Raw genomic sequence first — 723 nt, forward strand, 5'->3', positions numbered from 1 at the left:
CGGCGCTGCCGACCAGGCCGCGCTCGACGCCATCGACATCGAGGCCGATTGGCCGGGAAGCTAGCGGCGATACTTGGCGACGAACGCTTCGGCCGGCAGATCAAAGGAGGCTTGCTCTCGAGCGATCATCTCGTCCGGCCAGTCCCACCAGCGAATTGCCTGCATCGCATCAGCGATGTCCTCTGGAAACCTGCGTCTGATGAACTTGGCAGGATTGCCGCCCACGATGGTGTAGGCGGCAACATCCTTGGTGACTATACTACCTGCGGCGACCACTGCACCGTCGCCAATCGTTACGCCAGACATGATGATCGCACGTGCGCCGATCCAAACGTCATTCCCAACCACGATGGGGCCGTTTGTCTGGAGGTATTCATCGATCGCCTGCGTTTTGAAGCGCTTATTCTGAAAAGGGTACGTCGCTGCTGTGTGGGTAGGGTGGTTGCCCTGGCACATGAACAGCACCTCGCGCGCGATAGAACAAAAAGCTCCGATGCTGACCGGTGAGGTGGGGAAGCAGTTATAGAGGCCTTCCTTAGACACACCGTATGTGCCGCGCCCAACCGTTACAGAGGCGGGCATTGCCGAGGGGTCGCGCTTCTTTAGACCGAGCCGCATTCGTAGTTGTCTGAAAGGTGCCATAGCTCGCCCTATCAGCGCACTACTGACAGTTCAACTCTCCGATCCCCACCAGCCCGCCATCTGGCGGGTTTTTTTGTTGCC

General features: G+C 58.9%; 1 protein-coding gene. It reads right to left on the reverse strand.

The genetic code is table 11. The features are described from left to right. Window positions 1-60: 60 nt before the first annotated feature. Complete coding sequence (locus tag IPF36_RS34235) at window positions 61-543, reverse strand: CatB-related O-acetyltransferase (protein WP_368671216.1); 483 nt, start codon at window positions 541-543, stop codon at window positions 61-63. Window positions 544-723 lie beyond the last annotated feature (180 nt).

The organism is Cupriavidus sp. IK-TO18 (assembly GCF_015549295.1).
Lineage (GTDB): Bacteria > Pseudomonadota > Gammaproteobacteria > Burkholderiales > Burkholderiaceae > Cupriavidus > Cupriavidus oxalaticus_A.